The organism is Escherichia sp. E1V33 (genome assembly GCF_004211955.1).
Taxonomy (GTDB): Bacteria; Pseudomonadota; Gammaproteobacteria; order Enterobacterales; family Enterobacteriaceae; genus Escherichia.
In genome coordinates this window covers 243,505-261,749 of sequence record NZ_RHJI01000005.1, presented here as the reverse complement: position 1 = coordinate 261,749, position 18,245 = coordinate 243,505, and the positions used below count along the sequence as shown (strand labels likewise).

General features: G+C 47.8%; 11 protein-coding genes, 1 tRNA gene, 1 pseudogene and 1 CRISPR repeat array. Of the genes and pseudogenes, 10 read left to right on the top strand and 3 right to left on the bottom strand.

Features of this window, described 5'->3' with window-relative positions; translation table 11 throughout:
- Nucleotides 1–54 precede the first annotated feature (54 nt).
- From cas1f to D9742_RS05695, 10 genes and pseudogenes are all read left to right on the top strand, one after another.
- Nucleotides 55–1,038 (top strand): type I-F CRISPR-associated endonuclease Cas1f, encoded by a 984-nt coding sequence (gene cas1f / locus D9742_RS05745; RefSeq protein WP_130236272.1) that lies wholly within the window; start codon nucleotides 55–57, stop codon nucleotides 1,036–1,038.
- Nucleotides 1,035–4,268 carry a type I-F CRISPR-associated helicase Cas3f gene (cas3f, locus tag D9742_RS05740; protein ID WP_130236271.1) on the top strand — a complete coding sequence of 1,078 codons (3,234 nt, stop codon included), beginning with the start codon at nucleotides 1,035–1,037 and terminating at the stop codon, nucleotides 4,266–4,268. Before cas1f ends, cas3f begins: the two co-directional genes overlap by 4 nt.
- Nucleotides 4,269–4,594: 326 nt before the next feature.
- The gene (csy1, locus tag D9742_RS05730) at nucleotides 4,595–5,902 is read left to right on the top strand and encodes a type I-F CRISPR-associated protein Csy1 (RefSeq protein ID WP_130236270.1); all 1,308 of its coding nucleotides are present in this window, start codon (nucleotides 4,595–4,597) and stop codon (nucleotides 5,900–5,902) included.
- Nucleotides 5,899–6,822 (top strand): type I-F CRISPR-associated protein Csy2, encoded by a 924-nt coding sequence (csy2, locus tag D9742_RS05725; protein WP_130236269.1) that lies wholly within the window; start codon nucleotides 5,899–5,901, stop codon nucleotides 6,820–6,822. Before csy1 ends, csy2 begins: the two co-directional genes overlap by 4 nt.
- A 10-nt stretch (nucleotides 6,823–6,832) precedes the next feature.
- Nucleotides 6,833–7,834, top strand: a complete 1,002-nt coding sequence (csy3, locus tag D9742_RS05720) for a type I-F CRISPR-associated protein Csy3 (RefSeq protein WP_130236268.1) — start codon at nucleotides 6,833–6,835, stop codon at nucleotides 7,832–7,834.
- 10 nt (nucleotides 7,835–7,844) lie between these two features.
- The gene (gene cas6f, locus D9742_RS05715; RefSeq protein WP_130236267.1) at nucleotides 7,845–8,399 is read left to right on the top strand and encodes a type I-F CRISPR-associated endoribonuclease Cas6/Csy4; all 555 of its coding nucleotides are present in this window, start codon (nucleotides 7,845–7,847) and stop codon (nucleotides 8,397–8,399) included.
- Nucleotides 8,400–8,780: 381 nt separating this feature from the next.
- A pseudogene (yehD, locus tag D9742_RS05710) lies at nucleotides 8,781–9,326 on the top strand (fimbrial protein YehD).
- A gap of 53 nt (nucleotides 9,327–9,379) precedes the next feature.
- A complete protein-coding gene (locus D9742_RS05705; protein ID WP_130236266.1) occupies nucleotides 9,380–10,060 on the top strand; it encodes a fimbrial assembly chaperone in 681 nt (226 codons plus the stop codon).
- Nucleotides 10,061–10,074: 14 nt separating this feature from the next.
- Nucleotides 10,075–12,561 (top strand): fimbrial biogenesis outer membrane usher protein, encoded by a 2,487-nt coding sequence (locus D9742_RS05700; protein ID WP_130236265.1) that lies wholly within the window; start codon nucleotides 10,075–10,077, stop codon nucleotides 12,559–12,561.
- 11 nt (nucleotides 12,562–12,572) lie between these two features.
- The gene (locus D9742_RS05695; protein ID WP_130236264.1) at nucleotides 12,573–13,586 is read left to right on the top strand and encodes a fimbrial protein; all 1,014 of its coding nucleotides are present in this window, start codon (nucleotides 12,573–12,575) and stop codon (nucleotides 13,584–13,586) included.
- Nucleotides 13,587–14,253: 667 nt separating this feature from the next.
- Here the strand turns inward: D9742_RS05695 and D9742_RS05685 are convergent.
- The 3 genes from D9742_RS05685 to aat form a co-directional block, all read right to left on the bottom strand.
- Nucleotides 14,254–14,341: transfer RNA gene (locus D9742_RS05685), tRNA-Ser, on the bottom strand.
- Nucleotides 14,342–14,684: 343 nt separating this feature from the next.
- Nucleotides 14,685–16,937: direct repeats of the CRISPR family, unit length 28 nt; unit sequence GTTCACTGCCGTACAGGCAGCTTAGAAA.
- Between the two features lie 68 nt (nucleotides 16,938–17,005).
- Complete coding sequence (gene infA, locus D9742_RS05680) at nucleotides 17,006–17,224, bottom strand: translation initiation factor IF-1 (RefSeq protein WP_001040187.1); 219 nt, start codon at nucleotides 17,222–17,224, stop codon at nucleotides 17,006–17,008.
- A gap of 283 nt (nucleotides 17,225–17,507) precedes the next feature.
- On the bottom strand, nucleotides 17,508–18,212 hold the full coding sequence (gene aat, locus D9742_RS05675) for a leucyl/phenylalanyl-tRNA--protein transferase (RefSeq protein WP_130236263.1): 705 nt from the start codon (nucleotides 18,210–18,212) through the stop codon (nucleotides 17,508–17,510).
- Between the last annotated feature and the right edge of the window lie 33 nt (nucleotides 18,213–18,245).

Sequence of the window (18,245 nt, the reverse complement as noted above, 5' to 3'; positions counted from 1 at the left end):
CAATGCTGTACTAATCCTGACTCCTTCAAACAAAAATAATCACAGGATGTGTTTATGTCTTCGAATTACCTTACGCCTTCCGATCTCAAAACCATTCTCCACTCTAAACGCGCCAATATTTATTATCTGGAAAAATGCCGGGTACAGGTGAACGGTGGGCGAGTGGAATATGTTACCAGTGAAGGTAAGGAGTCGTACTACTGGAATATCCCCATTGCGAATACCACGGCATTGATGTTGGGAATGGGAACATCCGTTACTCAGGCGGCGATGCGTGAATTCGCCCATGCCGGGGTGATGGTGGGCTTTTGTGGTACGGATGGTACGCCGCTGTATTCGGCAAATGAAGTTGATGTTGATGTCTCCTGGCTCAGTCCGCAAAGCGAATATCGTCCTACTGAATATCTTCAGCAGTGGGTTTCTTTTTGGTTTGTTGAAGATAAACGACTTGCCGCCGCGAAACGTTTTCAGTTAATCCGCCTGACACATATCGATAAGTACTGGACCAGCGCGAAAATGCAGCGTGAACACGCCTTTCAGCCTGAGGCTAATGCGCTGCAGACCCTGCTAAATCGTACTCGTGAAGAAATAGAGGCGGCAGAAAACCATACGCAGCTTATGCTCGTAGAGGCCAAATTGACCAAAGCACTCTACAAAATGGTGAGCCAAACCGTAGGCTATGGCGACTTTACCCGCGCAAAACGGGGAGGTGGAGTTGATATGGCTAACCGCTTCCTCGATCAGGGTAATTATCTGGCTTATGGGCTGGCGGCAGTGGCGGCGTGGATAACCGGGATCCCGCACGGTTTAGCAGTAATGCACGGTAAGACACGTCGCGGCGGCCTCGTTTTTGACCTTGCCGATCTGATTAAAGATGCCCTGGTTATGCCGCAAGCATTTATTGCCGCAATGGCGGGAGAAGATGCTCAGGAGTTTCGTCAACGCTGCATCAATGTCTTTCAACAAGCAGATGCTCTGGATGTCATGATCACCTCCTTGCAAGATACGGCCCAGGCACTGGCTAAGGCTGACCAATGAATGTCCTTATTATCTCTCGCTGTACGAAAAATGCTCGCGTAGAAAGCTGCCGCATTATTGACCAATTTGCCGAACGTACTGGTGATGCCGCATGGCAAACGGTGATTACTCAGGAAGGTGTTAACACTTTACGCCGCTTACTGCGCAAAACAGCCAGGCGAAATACCGCGGTGGCATGTCACTGGCTGAAAAAGAACGGGCAAATGGAGTTGATGTGGATTGTGGGCAATATTCGTCGTTTTAATGCTCAGGGGCGCGTTCCCACAAATCGAACAACGCAAACCAGCCTGGTGAACAAAGAAGAAAACCGCTGGCAATGTGCGGAAAGCATTGCGTTGCTGGCAGCCATCGCGGGGTTATTTCATGATTTTGGAAAATCCGGACGCAGTTTTCAGCAAAGCCTGACCCAAAAGAATGCCCGCAGTTATCAACCTTATCGGCATGAATGGATCTCACTGCGGCTTTTCCAGGCGTTTGTTGGTGAACAGCCAGACGATGTGTGGCTGGAGAAACTCGGGGAATTAACGGCAGATGATGAAACCGCGATTCTTGAGCGCCTGCAAAAAGACACGCCTCATTTTTCAAATAGTCCATTCAGTTCGCTGCAACCGCTAGCCAAAACGATAGGTTGGCTGATCCTTTCCCATCATCGAATGCCGGAGAATCTTTCTCCACAACCGGAACAATCATGCAAAGGGTGTGAAAGTTGGCTCGAGAAGCAACTCAATGCTGACTGGAATGCCGTCAACCACCGCAAAAATGACTGGACGCAACAGGATTTTGAGCACGTCTGGCAGTTTCCGTCTGGAACGCCGCTTCAAAGCGCAAGCTGGCGAGAAAAAGCGCGTCAGATAGCCCGCCGGGCGCGTAACGCTAACGGTTTAAAGGAATGGGGACAGATGGAGCAACTGTTTCCATTACATATGGCGCGTTTTTGCCTGATGCTTGCCGATCACAATTATTCATCTAATGACGCGCAGCAAAAATGGCAAGACCCGGAATATATCGTCTGGGCAAATAGCGATCGTCAAAGCGGCACGCTCAAACAACGGCTAGACGAGCATCTTGTGGGCGTCGCGCATCATGCGTATCTGCTTGGGCGGCAACTGATGCACACACGGGCATCGCTTCCGGCAATTGCCCGACATAAAGGTTTTAGCCAGCGGGCCGCAGATACGAAATATCGCTGGCAAGATAAAGCCTGGGATGTGGCGCGAGCGTTACGTGAACGAAGTCGTGAAGAGGGATTTTTCGGCGTCAATATGGCCTCGACGGGGTGTGGTAAAACCTTTGCGAACGCCCGCATTATGTATGCACTTGCCGACGAGCGAGAAGGGTGCCGCTTTACCGTTGCGCTGGGATTACGCACGCTGACTTTGCAAACCGGCGATGCTCTGCGCAGTCGGCTTGGATTGGGTGAGGATGAGCTGGCGGTACTGATTGGTTCGGCGGCAGTTAAGCAACTCTGGCAGCAGGAAAAAATCGACAATGATTGCGGAAGTGCTTCGCAAGAGTCGCCAGCAGAGGAGCAACAGTTCGTGAAGTACGAAGGCAGCCTGCATACCGGGGCGCTGGAAAAATGGTTGAAGGATGACAGCAAACTTAAGGAGTTAGTGAGCGCGCCGATTCTGGTCGCGACGATTGATCACCTTATTTCCGCGACCGAGGGTGTGCGTGGCGGGAAACAGCTTCCGGCGATGTTGCGCCTGTTAACCAGCGATTTAGTGCTCGACGAACCTGATGACTTTGATATTGCCGATCTTCATGCGGTATGTCGTTTGATGAACTGGGCCGGGATGCTGGGAACGCGGGTATTACTCTCCTCGGCGACGCTACCGCCAGGGCTGATTCAGGCGCTGTTCGCGGCTTATCTTGCTGGGCGTAAAATATGGCAGGCGTCTTGTGGTACCAACGGCAGACCCGTCAATATCTGCTGTGCCTGGTTTGATGAAAAAGATGCTGATGCAACGCAAATTTGCGACGGGTCTGGGTTTCGTGATGCTCATGCCAAATTTGTTGCACGACGAGCGGTGATGCTGGCTGAAAAAGAGCGACTGCATTTCGGGCGTGTAGCTTCGGTTTCATCTGCATCGGGTGCGATACATGACGTTACCGAAAGTGTGGCCCAGACGGTACATACGCAAATGCTGAAGTTGCATCAGGCGCATCGCCAGCGACACGAAAGCGGTAAAACCGTTTCGCTGGGCCTGGTGCGCTTCGCGAATATCAATCCACTGGTTGCGGTGACCAAAGCCCTGATTGCCATTCCTTCACCAGAAGATGTCTGCATTCATTACTGTGTTTACCACTCCCGACACCCTTTGGCGGTGCGTTCAGATATTGAGAAGCGACTGGATCGCGCTTTTACTCGTCATAACGAACTCGATTTCTGGAACAACGAAGATATCGCTGAAGCCTTACATAACCGTCCGGAATCGCACCATCTGTTTGTGGTGTTGGGGACATCGGTTATAGAAGTGGGGCGTGACTGGGATGCGGACTGGGGAATTATCGAACCAAGCTCCATGCGTTCGATTATCCAGTTTGCCGGACGTATTCAGCGCCACCGTAGAAATGTGCCGACCAGTGAGAATCTGGTTATTTTACGTAGCAATATTAAGGCATTGCAGAAAAAAGCCCCCGCATTTTGTAAACCAGGTTTCGAAACAAAAGAACACTTGCTGAATAGCCACGATATTTGCGAACTGATTCCGATCGCGGACTACCGGACGATTAACGCCTTGCCGCGGATCCTGTCTGCCAATAATGACAACAAACTGGCGGAGCTTGAACATAGTCGTTTATCCGCTGAATTGATGAGCAGTAAAAGCAAACATGTGGTGGCGGCGCAATGGTGGCGTGCACCGCTAAGCTGGAACGGCTGGATGCAACGCCAGACGCCGTTTCGATATTCCCCTTTGCCGGAGGCGGTGTTTTTTCTGCATATGGATGATGAAGAAAGCGAAGCGCGTTTCTATTCCCGTACGGACGACAACGAGCGTAAAGCGCAAGGGAATTTCAGGCGAGAAGAGGTGAGATGCGCCAGCGGCGTCGCTTGCTGGGGCGTGATGGATTTCCGGCACGTTTTGTTGAAGTTAGCTGATAAGCAACGTTGTGAAATACAGCGTGTTGGCGAAATGTTTGCTGAAGTGAGAGTACCGGCCAGTGAAGAAGATGCGGTCGATGACTGGCGTTATCACCCATGGCTTGGGGTGTTTCGCAACCTGTGATGGGGGCGAGCTGCCTGTACGGCAGTTTACAAGTCCGTATCCGGAGATACCTCTATTTCTAAGCTGCCGATGGCAGTGCGTGAATGTTAGCTATTAAATCATTGTGTGGCAAATAGTGAATTATGTTAATGTAACTCAAGGTGATTACATGTGACGTAGTTAAATTAAACCGAAGATAACTCTAGGATGATAATTCATGTTAATCACCACGGGCGTTGCCCCTTTTGCTGTATGCGTCGTTGTACTGAAGCCATGTTGGGCTACGGAGATTTTTCAGTGAAGTCAGGGAGCAACTTCAATTTGATGGATTAATGAAAGGAGCCGAGATGGAAAAAACGGCGCTAATACAATTTATCACTGACTACATCGCTTCGCGAAGGCAACCCAAAATAGATGCCTTTGAAAAAGAAGCAGCAAAGCGGTTGGAACAGGGCGAGGACGCCAGCGTTATCGCTCTGGAGCGACAGGAACTTGAAGCACGCTACCTGCCTCGTCACTGGTTAACGGATGCAGCAAAGCGTGCCGGGCAAATCAAATTAGTCACTCATGGCGCTAAATTCAGTCATGGTGATTCTAAGGCCAGCAGCTTTTATCTGGAAACATCCGCTACCGAAAGCTATTTAAACACGGCATCGTTGGCGAATATCGCTACTGACGCGATTGGTAATGCCGCCGCACTGGACGTCGCAAAACTGCTACAAACCGATGTCAATGGAGATTCACTGCTTGCCAGCATGAAGCGTGGTGATTATCAAGTATTAAGTACGTTTGCAGAGGATAAAGCGCAACTGGAGCAGTGGGTAGCTGGGTTTAGCCAGGCATGGACAACTGGGCGGCCTGCCAGCCATAAACTGGCAAAACAAATCTATTTCCCAGTTGCGGATGGTTATCACCTGCTCTGCCCACTGTTTTCCAGTTCGCTGGCGCAGGTGATGTATGAAAAGCTAACCGCCGTGCGCTTTAGCGAGGAATCGAAAGCCATTCGCGATGCGCGCAAAGCAGGAAAATGGCATTCCCAGCCAGATATCCGGTTTCCTAATCTTGCCGAAATGCATTTTGGCGGCACAAAACCGCAGAATATTTCTCTGCTCAATAGTGTGCGTGGTGGTCGTGTCTGGCTGTTGCCATCAATGCCGCCTACATGGGCGACGCTGGATCGCGCACCACAAAACATGCTCAGTATTTTTGCCTTACGCGGTGATTTCAATCGGGCAGCTTCGGGCATCATAGCCCGGATGACTTACCTGCTGAAGGTTGACATAAACAATGTTCATATCCGTACTGCGCGGGCGAAATATATTGACGAGTTGATCGATCTGCTGTTCATGCAGGCATCCTCTTTTCAGCAAGAAAAATGGCAGGGCTGGTCCGCGCAATCACCAGACTTACCTCGCCACCAACAACTTTGGCTGGACCCGTGGCGAAGCCTCTCAGATGAGACTTTCAAGCTGGAACGTGAGAAAAACGACTGGCAAGGGACAGTCGCCGATGATTTCGCGCGCTGGCTGAACTATCGCCTGAAAAAAGCCCGTTTCGATGTCGGTGCTGTCGAGCAAAGAGAGTGGCGCAGTCAGTCCCTGTTTACTCAACGGATGCGTGAAATGGAAGCTGTTCTGCAGGAGGCGCTGAAATGAGTTATCTGCTCTTGTTACCCCATGTACGCATCGAAAACGCTAACGCCGTCTCCGGGTTGACCTGGGGATTCCCGTCGATGACCCATTTTCTCGGTTATGTTCATGCGCTTTCTCGCAAAGTGGCGGATGAATTTGGCGTAAGTTTTGACGGTTGTGCGGTAGTAAGCCATGAACAGCATATTCAGGCGTACAGCTCCGGGCGCGATTTTCAATTCGCTCTCACCCGTAACCCATTAACCAGAGAAGGTAAAACCGCCTCGTTCAATGAAGAGGGCCGCATGCACCTGACGGTTTCTCTGCTGATTGAATGTAATGGAGAAATTACCAATGGTGAATATGGCAGAACAGCCTTTTGCGACCATCTGAAAATGCTCTGCCAGTGCCACAAACTGGCGGGCGGCAGCATTGTTGACATGCGCGAACCGCAGCTTTTTCATGCGCCTGAAGATGAAAAGCAACTGCGTAAAATCATCTGGCGTTTAATGCCTGGCTATGCGCTTTACGACCGCAGTGAATGGCTGGCTGAACATCACCAACAACATCCCGATATATCGTTGCTTGATGCCTGGCTTGATTTTGCCGCGATTAAATATCAGGCCGAATCTCCGGCAGAAGATAACAGCGCACAATGGGTATACCAGCCGAAGCCAATGCCTGGTTTCCTGGTACCGCTAATGTGTGGCTACCAACGCATTTCTCCTGTTTACGCACCCGGTGAAGTTGAAAATGCGCGCGATACCTCGACACCATTTGCCTTTGCCGAAGCAGTTTATGGCATTGGCGAATGGCGCGGATTACATCGTATTACTAGCTTGCAACCGCTGATGTGGCGTTACCGTACAACGGACACTGGTTACTATTGCTCGGCAATACCAGTCGTTGACGACCCTACTACTAATGAAGATGACGATACAGAATAAGGACATAATTATGGCAAAGGCTCCTGTAGCAATAAAAACGGCGTCGGTACTGGCATTTGAGCGCAAACTGGCAACCTCTGACGCGGTAATGTACGCAGGTAACTGGCAAGGAAATGAATGGCAACCCATTGAGATTCAGGAGAAAGCGGTCCGCGGAACCATCTCTAATCGCCTGAAAAATGCCATTGTCAGCGATCCCACAAAACTGGATGCTGAAATCCAAAAAGCCAACCTGCAACGGGTGGATGTGGCTGCGCTTCCGGTAGATGCGGATACGTTAAAGGTGGTGTTTACGCTGCGTGTGCTGGGTAATTTATCCACACCGTCAGTATGTAATGATATGGCTTACCAGGAGGCGCTTTCCGACGTTATTGAAGGTTATATCAGCGAACATGGCTTTAAAGAGCTGGCGCTTCGCTATGCCCTGAATCTGGCAAATGGTCGTTTTCTGTGGCGTAACCGTATCGGTGCCGAGCAAATTCAGGTGAAAGTCACCGCTAACGACAAATCATGGACTTTTAACAGCCATGACTTCTCCTTACGTCAATTTGATCAGGGCCAAAGTAGCGTCACGAAGCTGGCAGCAACGATTGAACAAGGATTGAGCGGAAAAGAGTGGGTAATGCTTACCGTTGAAGCGCAGGTTCGTTTTGGTGCCGGGCAAGAAGTTTTCCCGTCGCAGGAGCTGGTACTCGACAGCAACAGTAGCAAAAGTCGCGTGTTATATCAGGTGGCTGGCATTGCCGGTATCCACTCTCAGAAAATTGGCAATGCTTTACGTACCATCGATACCTGGCATCCAAAAGTTGATGAATTGGGGGCTATCGCTGTGGAACCTTACGGTTCTGTAACCAGTCGCGGTGTAGCCTGCCGTCAACCGAAAGAAAAACTCGATTTTTATACCTTACTGGACAATTGGGTGACTAAAGGGATGAAACCAGAAGTTGAGCAGCAGCACTACGTGATGGCTGTGCTGATTCGTGGCGGTGTTTTTGGTGAGAAATCGGAATAAGGAGCTGCCAATGGATCACTACCTTGAGATCCGCGTTCTGCCAGATCCAGAATTTTCGAGCGAAATGTTGATGGCGGCGTTATTTGCCAAACTGCATCGGGCATTAGGTGCAAGAGGGCAAGGCGATATCGGTGTGAGTTTCCCTGACGTAAATGTTATGCCTGGCGCGCGTTTACGCTTGCATGGTAGCGCCCAGGCATTGCAGGCGCTTGAAGCCTCAACGTGGCGTAAAGGGCTTACGGATTATTGCCAATGTTCACCTGTCACTCCCGTTCCAGAAATAAAGGGCTGGCGAGTAGTAAGCCGTGTGCAGGTTAAAAGTAACCCCCAGCGTCTGTTAAGGCGTTCAGTGAAAAAAGGCTGGCTTACAGAAGAACAGGCCATTGAGCGACTGGCGACGCAAGCTGAACAGCGGACCGACTTACCTTTTCTTAATATGAAAAGTTTGTCGAGTCAGCAACAGTTCAAATTGTTTATCCGACACGGAGAGTTGCGTACAGAACCGGTTAAAGGGGTATTCAGTAGTTATGGATTAAGCGCAACCGCTACTATTCCTTGGTTTTGATTAGTAAGTTGTAATGTATAAAAGACCTGGCCTTACCGTCAGGTCTTTTTGTCTATTGAAAAGCCTATTTCTGGCTGGAAATAGAATAAAGAATTCAATGCCCTACACTTTCATTAGTATATGAATATTTATTTAAAATAAAAAATCTGCAATTAATTATATGTATTAATCTACCTTGTAATGACATCAAATAATGCCGAATAGTAAACAAGGAAAACATTTTTATAGGTATTTTCTTGTCTGTTATTTGTTTTTGATAATTTGATTTAAATCACGAAAACAACTTGTTTACATTGCGATAGCAAATGTAATTTGCGAAATTCATTTCCGAGAGGACAGAGACTCTTAATCACCTGGAATAAATTAGTTAAGGAATAGACTATGAAACGTTCAATTATTGCAGTTGCAGTATTATCTTCTCTTTTTATGAGTGCAGGGGCTGTTGCCGAAGGGAATCAACAGGGCGAGTTGATTATTACCGGTAATGTGGTTGGAACTACTTGCCAATTTATCGGGAATAGCTAGGCTACTATTGCTATGAACGAGATTGGTGAAGATCAATTTAAAGATCAAAGTGCCGGATTTATTTATGATGGTTATTCAAATAAAATAACCGTACCGCTGACGGTTAAATGTTCACCAGGCAAGACCCCCAGAATTACATTTTCCAGAAGTCAGTTTGATGCAAATCGTAGCAATATCACCATTAATACTTCGGCAATACAAAATGGTGCTGGTTTTGCTGTCTACTATGAGAGTGCAGATGGGAAAATTCAAAATATTGAAGGTGATAAAAGTATTGAGTTAGAAAAAAACAGCTCTAATGAATATACATTAAATTTCAGTGCTAAATACGCTCAATCAGGTGATGTGGTGACTGCTGGCCCGGTTAACTCTGCTCTGACAATGACTGTCGTGACAGATTAATACCGTGTTTATCGGCGGCTTCGGCCGCCGATTTCTCAAACAAGGAAAGTTTAATGAAAAAATTAATAGCCTTCTTGCTGGCCGGCGTGGTCACGCCTGCGTGGAGTGGCGTCTATATCTACGGCACTCGCGTTATTTATCCAGAACAGAAAAAAGAGATTACCGTTCAATTAATGAATGAAGGTAATCGTAGCGCCCTGGTTCAGTCATGGATTGATGATGGCGATACTAGCCTACCCCCAGAAAAAATTCATGTTCCGTTTGTGTTGACGCCACCGGTCGCTCACGTGAAAGGGGGGGAAGGGCAACAACTCAAAATCAAAAAATTGGCGAATACACTACCTAAAGATCGCGAAAGCCTGTTCTTCCTCAATGTGCTAGACATCCCACCTAATTGCCCCGAATTAGAAGATAAGAATGGCATTAAATTCGCCATGCAAAACCGTATTAAATTTATCTACCGCCCTGAAGGGCTTACTGGCGTGGATAAAGAAAGTTTTCGTCGTCTGAGTATTAAACATGCCAATGGCGGTGTTAATATCAAAAACAACTCCGCAAACTGGATAACTATTCCTGAGTTTACCGGGAATGCAAAGATAAATAAGGAAACGTTGTTATTAGCCCCCTGGTCAGATAAGACTGTCACCACAGCCTCAGCCATCAATCAATATACAATTACACTTATTGATGATAATGGAAACTATTTGAGTGAAAAAGTAAAAACCGTCAAATAGATCAGGGGTTGATTATGTCTAAACTTAATTCTATTACGCTGGCTATCCTGTCGGTGTTGGCTACTTCGCCTGCATGGGCGGAAGATGAAACATTTGACACCCATTTTATGATTGGCGGATTAAATGGGGAAAAAATTTCTGACTATCATATTGATAGTGATAAGCCGATGCCTGGTATTTATGACATGGATGTTTACCTGAATAATCAGTGGCGCGGACACTATAATGTCGATATTAAAGACGATCCGGATGCGACTTGTTTATCCTGGGAGCAGTTAAAGCAAATAGGTATCCTCACTGAAGGAATTAATATTGATAAAGGTGTAGAATGCGTACCACTTCGTGATGCAGTACAGGGCGGCAGCGTTGACTATGATATTGGGCATTTTAACCTGAAGTTAAGTGTACCTCAGGCCTATGTCGTTGAGTATGAACGCGGATATGTCCCGCCTGAGGCATGGGATCGCGGGATTAACGCATTGTATACTTCTTATTATGCCAGTCAGTATTACAGTAATTATAAGCACGGAGGAGATAATAAAAGTAGCTATTTAAATCTGAATAGTGGTTTAAATCTTTTGGGCTGGCAATTGCATTCAAATGCCAATTATACGAAAAGTGACGAGAGCAGCGGTAAATGGAAGAGTAACACGTTATATCTGGAGCGGGGAATTCCACAAATTCTCGGTACGTTGCGTGCTGGTGAAATGTATACTGGCTCCGATGTTTTTGACTCCGTGCGTTTTCGCGGTGTACGCCTTTGGCGTGATATGCAGATGTTGCCGAACTCTAAACAGAATTTTACTCCTGTGGTGCGTGGAGTTGCCCAGAGTAACGCACTTGTCACTATCGAACAAAATGGCTTTGTGGTTTACCAGAAAGAGGTTCCGCCAGGTCCATTCGCCATTGATGATTTGCAACTTGCTGGTGGTGGTGCAGATCTGGAAGTTACCGTTAAAGAAGCTGACGGTTCGGTGTCGCGTTATCGTGTACCTTATTCATCGGTACCAAATATGTTGCAACCGGGCGTTTCGAAATATGAATTTGCTGCCGGACGTAGCCGTATTGAGGGCGCCAGCGAACAGTCAGATTTTATTCAGGGAAGCTATCAGTATGGCCTTAATAATTTGCTGACACTCTATGGCGGCACACAGCTGTCTGATAATTACTCATCATTTGTTCTCGGCACAGGATGGAATACACCGATTGGTGCGGTATCGGTTGATTTTACCCATTCACACAGTGAGCAAGATAACGGTGATGTGTTTAATGGTCAAAGTTATCAGGTTGCCTGGAACAAATATCTCTCTCAAAGTGGAACGCAATTTTCGCTGGCGGCCTGGCGTTATTCTTCTCGGGATTATCGTACTTTTAACGATCACGTGTGGGCAAATAACAGGAAAAGCTATAATCGAGAAGATAACTCAGTTTATGATATCGCCGACTATTATCAGTACGACTTTGGTCGTAAGAACAGCTTTTCTGTAAATATAAACCAGTCATTACCGGAAAAGTGGGGGTATTTATCAGTTAGTGGTCAATGGCGGGATTATTGGGAACGTAGCGGGACAGGGAAAGATTATCAACTCAGCTATTCGAACTCCTGGGAACGCCTTAGTTATACCTTGTCTGTTAGCCAGACCTACGATGAAGATAACCGCGAAGATAGACGCATTAACTTATATTTCTCAATTCCCTTCTCGTGGGGCGATGGAATCACTGAAAAACGACGAGATTTATTTGTTTCTAACTCGACCACTTTTGATAAAGACGGCTATCGGTCGAATAATACCAGCCTCAGCGGTGTAGCGGGGAGTCGCGATCAGTTCAGCTACGGGGCTAACTTAAGCCATCAACAACAGGGCAGCGAAACAACAGCAGGTGGAAACCTGACCTGGCGTGCGCCATTGGCGACTATTGGTGGCAGCTATAGCGAGTCGAAAAGATATCAGCAGATTAGCGGTAATATTCAAGGCGGTTTAGTCGCGTGGTCGGACGGGGTGGCACTGGCTCCCAGACTTTCCGATACGTTCGCCATTGTCAAAGCGCCGGGACTGGAGGGAGCGGCGGTGCAGGGGTATCGTTACCTGACCACGGATAGCAGAGGCTACGCTATTTATGACAACCTGACGCCGTATCGTGAAAATACGTTGATGTTGGATATTGCCGACAGTAAAAGCGATGTGGCGCTACTGGGTAACCGTAAAAACACCGTTCCTTATCGTGGTGCGGTAGTGATGACGCAGTTTGAGACTGATGAACGCAAGCCCTGGTATTTCATCTCCCAACGCCCTGATGGCTCTCCGTTGCCGTTTGGTTATGAGGTTGAAGATGAAAGCGGCAATAATGTGGGCTTAGTAGGACAGGGAAGTCGGATATTTATTCGCACCAATGATGTTCCCGCGTCGATTCGCGTCTCGGTTAATAAACAGCAGGAACAATTCTGCACTATTACTTTTGATAACGTTATTGATGAGAATAAAGTTTATATTTGTCGTTAAAGGATTTGTTTATGAAGAAATATTGGTTTTTGTTTTTACTGGCTTTGCCATTTTTGGGACAGGCTAAATGTACCTTGGGGCCGAATACAACAGCAAGTCAAACGATAGAACTAGATATGGCACAGGAAACGGTAACGGCTGTAATTAATACAAACTTAGTTGATACGTTCACATGTAATGCAACAAGCGATAAAATGTATTATGCAACACCGTTAAAAGATTATATTGTTGAACTTAAAGAGTCTAGTTCACAGAAATCAATTTTTATGAAATTTAACCTTGAGAGTAGTGCTTTTCCTGTTTCTACAGGAACTGATTCCTTGAGTGCTTCTCCAAAAGAATATAACACTCAGGACGTTATAAATACCAAGCCGTTCACTCTTAAGGCAGAATATGTTGGACCAACGAGTAAAGCAGACCATACAATAACCACCAATATCGACAAGATAACCATTCCGCGCCCCGCTATTAGCATACTAACAGATAACTCTTGCAATAATAATATCGTATCATGGTTTTTATGTTGGATTACTGGGCGACTAAATAGTGATGTTTCTTATGCACAGAATATAGAATTTAGCATCAAACATAAACCTACAACCTGTAGTTTCTCGCAACCGACTTACGAAATAAGAATGCCAGAAACAACGATAAGTGAGATGCAATCTGCCAATAATACAAAATCAGGTTCTATAGATCTGGTTTTAAATTGTGACAGTGTTTATAACGTCACGACTAATCCAGTGACTTTTAAAGTTGCGCGCGGTGAATGGGATGATAGTGGTACCATTCTGAAAAATACATCGCTTAATGGTGCTAAGGGGGTTGGGTTCCAGATTTATAATGGCAACGCGACGACACCGTTAAAGCTGGGCGATACTCTGATGAACAAACTAACTAAAATGGTGGCCATTGAGAATCAGTACACCTTCCCGATTACCGCGAAATATGTCCGCGTGAAGGAGGAAGCACTACAGCCAGGAGAAGTCCAAAGCAAAGCCATATTTGCCGTCTCCTACGACTAATGGGTATGGTAATCAGCCACTGATTTTCACGTACTTTCGAAGAGGAAGTACGTGTTTTTTATTCAGGACGGGTCACATGCGAAAAAAAAGCCCCTACTTTCGTACGAGCTCTTCTTTAAATATGGCGGTGAGGCGGGGATTGACTCGCTTCGCTCGCCCTGCGGGCAGCCCGTTCACTGCGTTCACGGTCTGTCCAGCTGGCTGTCGCCAGTTGTCGAACCCGGGTCCGGGCTTCTCACCCCCGCCAGTCTGTGCAACATGCGAAAAAAAAGCCCGTACTTTCGTACGAGCTCTTCTTAAAATATGGCGGTGAGGCGGGGATTGACTCGCTTCGCTCGCCCTGCGGGCAGCCCGTTCACTGCGTTCACGGTCTGTCCAACTGGCTGTCGCCAGTTGTCGAACCCGGGGCCGGGCTTCTCACCCCCGCCAGTCTGTGCAACATGCGAAAAAAAAGCCCGTACTTTCGTACGAGCTCTTCTTAAAATATGGCGGTGAGGCGGGGATTGACTCGCTTCGCTCGCCCTGCGGGCAGCCCGTTCACTGCGTTCACGGTCTGTCCAACTGGCTGTCGCCAGTTGTCGAACCCGGGGCCGGGCTTCTCACCCCCGCCAGTCTGTGCAACATGCGAAAAAAAGCCCGTACTTTCGTACGAGCTCTTCTTAAAATATGGCGGTGAGGCGGGGATTCGAACCCCGGATACGTTGCCGTATACACACTTTCCAGGCGTGCTCCTTCAGCCACTCGGACACCTCACCAAATTGTTTTGCTGCCTGACCTCATGGGGGGCAACGGGGCGCTACTATAGGGAGTTGGAGTAAAACGGTCAAGAAGAATTTATAGAGATTGATTCGTTTGGTTACGCAATGAACATACTGTTCGCGCTATGGAGATTATGATCGTGTGTGTTCTGATCAATTGTTTATCAAAATCTATGCAGAAAATATGAGTTTGAAGGAGTACCAAACCGACCCTTTTTCTAGGTTGTAATGTAACTCATTGATTTTGTTTATTGCTATTTTGAAGTCTGGAAAAAGGGTTTGAAACTGTGATTTTGTAAGTTTTAACAGTAAATCAATCGGATAGTCTGCTATTATTTCAGTTCACTGCCGTACAGGCAGCTTAGAAAATCCCCGGAACGGTGCGCGTGTATGAGGAAGCGTTCACTGCCGTACAGGCAGCTTAGAAAGCTGAACAGCAGCGCATGGCAAATCAGACCGATGTTCACTGCCGTACAGGCAGCTTAGAAATGGTCCGCAACCTGGAAGCCACTGGCAGCCCAGTTCACTGCCGTACAGGCAGCTTAGAAAGTTCGAATTTAAGGCATTCGCGGCGGGTATCGTGTTCACTGCCGTACAGGCAGCTTAGAAAGCTGGCTGTGAATTAGTCGGTGTCGTGGTATTGTTCACTGCCGTACAGGCAGCTTAGAAATCAAAAAAATAAGGCGACGGCAGGAAACTATTGTTCACTGCCGTACAGGCAGCTTAGAAACGTTTACGAATCTTGGCTACCGCGCGCACTACGTTCACTGCCGTACAGGCAGCTTAGAAAGCACGAACTGCGCCCGGACTTGCACCCTAATCGTTCACTGCCGTACAGGCAGCTTAGAAAGGTGCCAGAGAACGGAATATACGGCACGTTGTGTTCACTGCCGTACAGGCAGCTTAGAAAATTGCAACTAAAAAAATAGAAACCGATGAACCGTTCACTGCCGTACAGGCAGCTTAGAAAGCGCGGAATCTGTAGCTGTGCTGTCGTAGATTGTTCACTGCCGTACAGGCAGCTTAGAAATTTTTCTGCCAATTCATCGAATGTCATAATATGTTCACTGCCGTACAGGCAGCTTAGAAATGGGCCATGAACTGGTACTGGTTGCTGTATTCGTTCACTGCCGTACAGGCAGCTTAGAAACGACTTCAGGCTACGGTAAAAGACCGTGGTCATGTTCACTGCCGTACAGGCAGCTTAGAAATGAATACGCGTTCAAAATTGACTACCAGGGCTGTTCACTGCCGTACAGGCAGCTTAGAAACAGCGATAAACGCTCTCTGTTGCGTCTGTCGTGTTCACTGCCGTACAGGCAGCTTAGAAAGGCGCACAGGGAAGCGGTAACAGCGTTCTTTGGTTCACTGCCGTACAGGCAGCTTAGAAAAGGCACATATGCAGCCACTCGTTATCATCCTGGTTCACTGCCGTACAGGCAGCTTAGAAACGGTGCTGTGGTTGCGTGATGTTCTGGCAGATGTTCACTGCCGTACAGGCAGCTTAGAAAAACGATAACGGCTGGGGAGGTAACTGATGCCGGTTCACTGCCGTACAGGCAGCTTAGAAAGTAGCAATAGCGCAACCACGCCTGCTGGCTAAGTTCACTGCCGTACAGGCAGCTTAGAAAACTGTGTTAGCTGTTGCAGATGTATCAAATTGGTTCACTGCCGTACAGGCAGCTTAGAAACTTTGGAATGAGCCGTTGAGGATGTCAGTTAGGTTCACTGCCGTACAGGCAGCTTAGAAACATCAGTCCATCAATTGAAAACACGCCGTTACGTTCACTGCCGTACAGGCAGCTTAGAAAATTTCCAGTTCATAGCTGATGCCATCACCAAAGTTCACTGCCGTACAGGCAGCTTAGAAATCCATACACACCAATGCCAACCTGAATAAAACGTTCACTGCCGTACAGGCAGCTTAGAAATCAGTAGTCTCGTCAGGCTCCTTCATTATGTCGTTCACTGCCGTACAGGCAGCTTAGAAATATTGTATTAAATAGATCAAACATGACGTAAGGTTCACTGCCGTACAGGCAGCTTAGAAAGTCCTGGTTGCACATCAGGCGCACCTCGTTTGCGTTCACTGCCGTACAGGCAGCTTAGAAAACATGGAAACGGCAAAACTGCCACAACTATGGAGTTCACTGCCGTACAGGCAGCTTAGAAAGGTAGTTCGCCGGGTCCAAACAGCGTGTTATAGTTCACTGCCGTACAGGCAGCTTAGAAATCATAAATCATTAGTCGATTTCGTAGCGCGAAGTTCACTGCCGTACAGGCAGCTTAGAAAGCCGCAGACAAACCAGCCGCCGTCCTCAAAATGTTCACTGCCGTACAGGCAGCTTAGAAATCAGTAGTCTCGTCAGGCTCCTTCATTATGTCGTTCACTGCCGTACAGGCAGCTTAGAAAGAACTATATCGCTTTGACCATAAGGTTCTTTTGTTCACTGCCGTACAGGCAGCTTAGAAAGTGTCGCGAGCTGGTGGAGGTCAGATTACTGGGTTCACTGCCGTACAGGCAGCTTAGAAATTCATGGCCAGAGCCGATAATCTTCAGACAATGTTCACTGCCGTACAGGCAGTTTTCAAACGCAAAAAAGGCCGGTTAAACCGACCTTTTACTCGTTCTTTCTCTTCGCCCATCAGGCGGTAAAACAATCAGCGACTACGGAAGACAATGCGGCCTTTGCTCAGGTCGTACGGGGTCAGTTCAACAGTCACTTTGTCGCCCGTCAGGATGCGGATGTAGTTTTTGCGCATTTTACCGGAGATGTGTGCAGTAACCACGTGACCGTTTTCTAACTCTACGCGGAACATGGTATTAGGCAACGTTTCAAGAACGGTACCTTGCATTTCAATATTGTCTTCTTTGGCCATCTAATCCTCTGGGGTATCACTACCGTAATTTGAACCGGCAAGATAATGCCGAAGTTCTGTAAATAAGTAAAGATTTGTGCGCTAATTCGCAACAAACAGGTTTGGCACATAACTCCGAAAACACACGGCTAAGCCGCACTATAAGCGCAACGTATAAGGGAGCGGTGAGATAAACGATGGGCGTTACCTGACGCGAAAATTCCTTATCGGCAGCGGAGTAATGAGCATAACCAACTCTGCGACCGCAATTATAACACTCTGGGGAGAAATGTGCCGAAAACATTCATTCTTGTGGTGAAAACAATCGCCGTGGTACCCAGAAATTATTTGGTAACCGTTCGGGGCGCATTTGATTGAGATAATTGAGGTAATCCCGGCGAGGAATTTCACAGGCGCCAAGCGAGGCCGTATGGTCATTTAATACCTGGCAGTCGATAAGCTTGCCGCCGTGACGGATAAATTCGTCACAAAAAACCAGGAGCGCCGTTTTAGAGGCATTCTCCATGCGGCTGAACATCGACTCGCCACAAAACAGAGTTCCCTGCGCCACGCCGTACATGCCGCCGACAAGTTCGCCTTCACGCCACACTTCTATGGAATGGGCATGGCCCAACTCGTGAAGGCGATGGTAGGCTTCGACGACATCACGCGTAATCCAGGTCCCTTCTTCGCGATCGCTGGCGCAGCCTTCAATAACCTGACCAAACGCGAAATTCAGCGTGACGCGATAGGGAGAGCGCTTATGAAAACGTCTCATGCTGCGGCTGATATGCAGTGATTCTGGCCATAAAACCGCTCGTGGATCAGGCGACCACCAGAGAATAGGATCGCCCGGAGAAAACCACGGGAAAATACCGCGCTGATAAGCCATGAGCAGCCGCGCAGGGCTAAGATCGCCTCCCAGCGCCAGCAGACCGTTAGGCTCACGTAATGCGCCTTCCGGGGAAGGGAAGGCTATTGAATGGCGAGAAAGTTGAACCAGGCGCATGACTGCAAAACTCCACTACGCAAGTCGGATCGT

Bases quoted from the DNA above. Each gene is read 5' to 3' on its own strand.
- cas3f (WP_130236271.1), top strand. From the start codon at position 1,035: ATGAATGTCCTTATTATCTCTCGCTGTACGAAAAATGCTCGCGTAGAA.
- csy2 (WP_130236269.1), top strand. From the start codon at position 5,899: ATGAGTTATCTGCTCTTGTTACCCCATGTACGCATCGAAAACGCTAAC.
- csy3 (WP_130236268.1), top strand. From the start codon at position 6,833: ATGGCAAAGGCTCCTGTAGCAATAAAAACGGCGTCGGTACTGGCATTT.
- aat (WP_130236263.1), bottom strand. From the start codon at position 18,212: ATGCGCCTGGTTCAACTTTCTCGCCATTCAATAGCCTTCCCTTCCCCG.
- infA (WP_001040187.1), bottom strand. From the start codon at position 17,224: ATGGCCAAAGAAGACAATATTGAAATGCAAGGTACCGTTCTTGAAACG.
- csy1 (WP_130236270.1), top strand. From the start codon at position 4,595: ATGGAAAAAACGGCGCTAATACAATTTATCACTGACTACATCGCTTCG.
- D9742_RS05695 (WP_130236264.1), top strand. From the start codon at position 12,573: ATGAAGAAATATTGGTTTTTGTTTTTACTGGCTTTGCCATTTTTGGGA.
- D9742_RS05700 (WP_130236265.1), top strand. From the start codon at position 10,075: ATGTCTAAACTTAATTCTATTACGCTGGCTATCCTGTCGGTGTTGGCT.
- D9742_RS05705 (WP_130236266.1), top strand. From the start codon at position 9,380: ATGAAAAAATTAATAGCCTTCTTGCTGGCCGGCGTGGTCACGCCTGCG.
- cas1f (WP_130236272.1), top strand. From the start codon at position 55: ATGTCTTCGAATTACCTTACGCCTTCCGATCTCAAAACCATTCTCCAC.
- cas6f (WP_130236267.1), top strand. From the start codon at position 7,845: ATGGATCACTACCTTGAGATCCGCGTTCTGCCAGATCCAGAATTTTCG.